General features: G+C 76.1%; 4 protein-coding genes. 3 read left to right on the forward strand and 1 reads right to left on the reverse strand.

All coding sequences use genetic code 11. From position 1 onward, the window contains the following. Positions 1 to 205 precede the first annotated feature (205 nt). The gene (locus FNQ90_RS15740) at positions 206 to 1,075 is read right to left on the reverse strand and encodes a universal stress protein (protein WP_182606963.1); all 870 of its coding nucleotides are present in this window, start codon (positions 1,073 to 1,075) and stop codon (positions 206 to 208) included. 341 nt (positions 1,076 to 1,416) lie between these two features. Between FNQ90_RS15740 and FNQ90_RS15745 the strand changes: the two genes are divergently transcribed. The 3 genes from FNQ90_RS15745 to FNQ90_RS15755 all read left to right on the forward strand — a co-directional run. Beyond that, a complete protein-coding gene (locus FNQ90_RS15745; protein ID WP_182606964.1) occupies positions 1,417 to 2,409 on the forward strand; it encodes an alpha/beta fold hydrolase in 993 nt (330 codons plus the stop codon). A 123-nt stretch (positions 2,410 to 2,532) separates the two neighbouring features. Continuing rightward, positions 2,533 to 2,922: a pyridoxamine 5'-phosphate oxidase family protein gene (locus FNQ90_RS15750; protein ID WP_323379991.1), complete on the forward strand. Its 390-nt coding sequence runs from the start codon at positions 2,533 to 2,535 to the stop codon at positions 2,920 to 2,922. Between the two features lie 6 nt (positions 2,923 to 2,928). Next, positions 2,929 to 3,722: glycosyltransferase (locus FNQ90_RS15755; protein WP_182606966.1), on the forward strand; the 794-nt coding region annotated here is incomplete at its 3' end.

The following is a 3,722-nucleotide window of genomic DNA, read 5'->3' on the forward strand; positions in this document are numbered from 1 at the left end:
GTCGGCGCCCGGGACGGGCGGTGCGCCCATTGTCCCCCTCGAACCCGTTTTCGCACGGAAAATGGGCCCGCTCGGCGTGGTGTCCGGATCCGCCCCCGGTTCCGGATGTTCCACGCCGGGCGGGCCCGGCCATCGAACCCGGCGACCACCACGTCCGTCGGGTCCGACGGGCCGGCCGGAGGGTCCGGCCGGCCTCAAAGAGGTCTCACTCGTGCGGGACGACCACCACCGGGCACCGTGCGTGGTGCAGTGCGGCGTGGACGACGGCGCCCACCCGCGGGGCCAACGCCCCCAGGCGGTGCCCGCCGCGCCCCAGGACCAGCAGCCGCGCCCCCGCGGCCTCCGTGAGCAGCCCCTCGGCGGCCCCGTCACCGATCGCGACGGCCTCCACCGTCACCTGCGGGTACTTCTCCCGCCACGGCGTCAGCGCCGCCTCCAGCCGGGACGCCGGGTCCTCGGGAGTCGACTCGCCCGCCCCCGCCCGGGATCCGTCACCGCCCGAACGCCGGGTGTGCACCACCCGCAGCGGCAGTTCGGAGCGCGCGGCCTCGGCGAAGGCGAACTCCAGCACCTCCTCGTCGGGGCGATCGGGCCGCTTGAGGCCGACGCAGATCGGCCGCGCGGTGCCCGGCACCTCGGCGGGGCCCTCCGGCCCCGCGGAGTCGGCGCGGACCACCAGCACCGGGCACTCCGCCCGGGCGACCACCGCGTGGCTGACCGAGCCGAGGAGGAAGCCGGCGATGGTCCCCAGGCCGCGGGCGCCGAGCACCAGCAGGTCGGAATCCATGGCGCGGTCCAGCAGCGCGGGCACGGGGCTCTCCGGCGGCGACTCGCGCCGGATCTCCAACCCGGGGTGGGCCGCGGCGATCGCGTCACCGGTCTCGGTGAGCTTCTCCTCCGCGGTCATCCGCAGGTGCTGGGGGGCGTCCATCGGCGCCTCCCAGGCGCTGATGATGCCCCAGGCGTAGACCAGCCGGAGCGGAAGACCCCGGCGGGTGGCGATCTCCGCCCCCCACGCCGCGGCGGCGCGGCCGGCCTCGGAACCGTCGATGCCGACGGTGACGTATCGGACCATGGCGGCGGTCTCCTCTCCGGCCCCGGATCCCGGCCCGGGCAGTGGTCCCGACCGGGCCGGCGGGTCCACGACGGGGTCCCGAACGGCCGACGGTGCGGTGGCGCCTCGCTGCGCCGATTCCATTGTGACGCGAGGAGGGGGCCCCCACATCTTCGAAGCGGCCCCCACCGAGGGCCGTTCGGCCCCCTTTACCCGGACCGCGCGAGGGCGTGTGACGACAGGCGCCCGGTTCACCCGATCGGAGGTGTCGGGGTGACCGGGGCCGCCATCCGCTCGTTGTCCCGGGGACCGCCGCAACATGCCGCAGCACGTTCCGGGGGACCGGATGTGGGAGGTGGACCGTGAACGGGAGTTCGCCGGCACGACCGTCGGAGGCGCCGGATGCCGAGGGGGCGAGCGTCCGGGTGCACCGGTGGGAGGGGTACCGCTGCGAATCCCGGGTGGTGCGCTCGCCCTCGCCCCGGGTGGCACCGGTGCTGCTGGTCGGCGGGGCGCTCCAGCGCAAGGAGGACTGGGGCCGGCTGGAGCGGGAGCTGCTGCGCCACGCCGACGTGGTGAGCGTGGACCTGCCGGGGTGGGGGGCGGGCGACCCGCTGCCGGAGCGGTTCGGGGTGGACTTCCTCACCGAGGCCCTGCGCCACATGCTCACCGAGCTGGACCCGGGGCCGGTGAACGTCCTGGGCGGCTCCTACGGGACGGCCCCCGCGTACCGGCTGGCCGAACTGGACCCGGCACGGGTGGCCCGACTGGTCCTGGTGGGGACGATGCCGGCCATCCCCGAGCACGCCCGCGGGCTGATCGAGCACACCCTGGACCTGTTCGCGGCCGGGCGGATGACGGAGTTCGCGCGGGCCGGCGTGGAGCTGCTGATGTCGAGCACGCCGGGCGCGGACGTGGCGGCGGGGGCGGCGGTGCGCCGCGTCCTGCTGCACCGCTTCGCCCGGATCTCGCCGGAGGAGGGGCTGAAGTACACCGAGAACACCCGTCGTCTGTTGGCCGGGGCGATGCTGGGTGCCGGCGGGGGCCCGGCGCAGCCGGTGCTGGTGACCACCGGGGAGCACGACACGTTCACCACCCCGGCGCTGTGTCGGCAGGTGGCGGCGGGGTGCGCGGACAGCTGGTTCGTCGAGGTGGCCCGCGGGGACCACATGCTGCATCTGGAACGTGCCCCGGAGCTGGTGGAGTTGGCGGCCCGGTTCTACGCCGGCGAGTCCTTCGCGGAGCTGCCGTTCGTACGCCGCGCGGAACGGGTGCGCGGTGCCGCGCCGGTCCCGGCGCCGGTCCGGGCGGGCGCCCGGGTCGGGCTCGGTCCGGTCGCCGCGCACGGCGGTTGATCGGCGGGACGGGCCCGGTACCGAGGCGCGGCGGGCGTCCGCCGCGTGCCGATACCGGGCCCGAACGGCCGATTCCGGCACGCTGGGAGGATGACATCCCCATCGCCGGCCCCGACCGCCCCCGTGCAGGAACCGCCCTTCGATGTCGAAGGTTTCCCCGCCCAACCGCTCACCGCGCGGGTGGCGACCAACGGCCCCACCGTTCGCCCCACCCGGGCCCGTCTGTCGGCCCGGGTGCGCGAGGACCCGGCCGTCGCCCCGGTGGTCGACGTGTACGAGCCCGCCGGCGGACTCACCCGGCAGGTGATCGCGAACGGCACGGCCGAACTCCTTCCCTTCGACGTGCCGCGCGGCCGGCGCAAGCTCTCCCGTTACCCCGGGCCGGACGGGTCGCGGTGGGACGAACGCTTCCGCCGCCGCCTCCACGACGACCCCGGGGAACGGGGCACGGTGTGGTCGCGACCGCGGCCGCGACGGCCGCACACGGCGAAGCCCGCCTTCCGGGTGGGGTGAGGCGGGATGCGGATCACCTTCCTGCTGCACACCGCGTACGGCATCGGCGGCACGATCCGGGCCACCGCCCTGCTGGCCGGCGCGCTCGCCGACCGGCCGGAGGTGGAGGACGTGGAGATCATCAGCGTCTACCGCCCGAGGGACGAGCCCGCCGTCCCGCTGCACCCCCGGGTGCAGCTGACGCCGCTGGTGGACGCGCGGCGGCGCGGCTGGCGGTACCGGAACATCGGCGCCCGGCGACCCAGCCGGCTGATGACCGACCCCGGCCCGGCCAACAGTTCCCTGCCGCCCAGCCGGCTGACCGACCGCCGATTGGCCCGGGCGCTGCGGCGCACCCGGGCGGACGTGGTGATCGCGACCCGGCCGGTGCTGGTGGACGCGGTGGCCCGGTACGCCCCGGAGCGGGTGCTGCGGATGGGCCAGGAGCACCGCACCCTGGACTCGCACACCGACGCCCTGCGCGCCGGCTGCCTGGCCGCCCTGCCCCGGCTGGACGCCTACGCGACCGTCTCCGAGGCGGACGCCCGGCAGTGGCGGGAGGCGCTGGCGCCGGAGTACGCGCACCGGGTGGTGTGTGTGCCGAACACCGTGCCCGACAGCGGTGACCGGGGGGACCCGGCGGCGTCGAAGGTGATCGTGGCGGCCGGCCGGCTGATCCCGATCAAGCGGTACGACCGGCTGGTGGAGGCCTTCGGACGACTGGCGAAGGAGTACCCGGACTGGGAGTTGCGGATCTACGGGCGGGGGCGCCGGGAGGCGGATCTGCGCGAGCGGATCACCCGCCTGGGCCTGGAGGGGCG

This window comes from Streptomyces alkaliphilus (genome assembly GCF_014141535.1).
GTDB classification, from domain to species: Bacteria; Actinomycetota; Actinomycetes; order Streptomycetales; family Streptomycetaceae; genus Streptomyces; species Streptomyces alkaliphilus.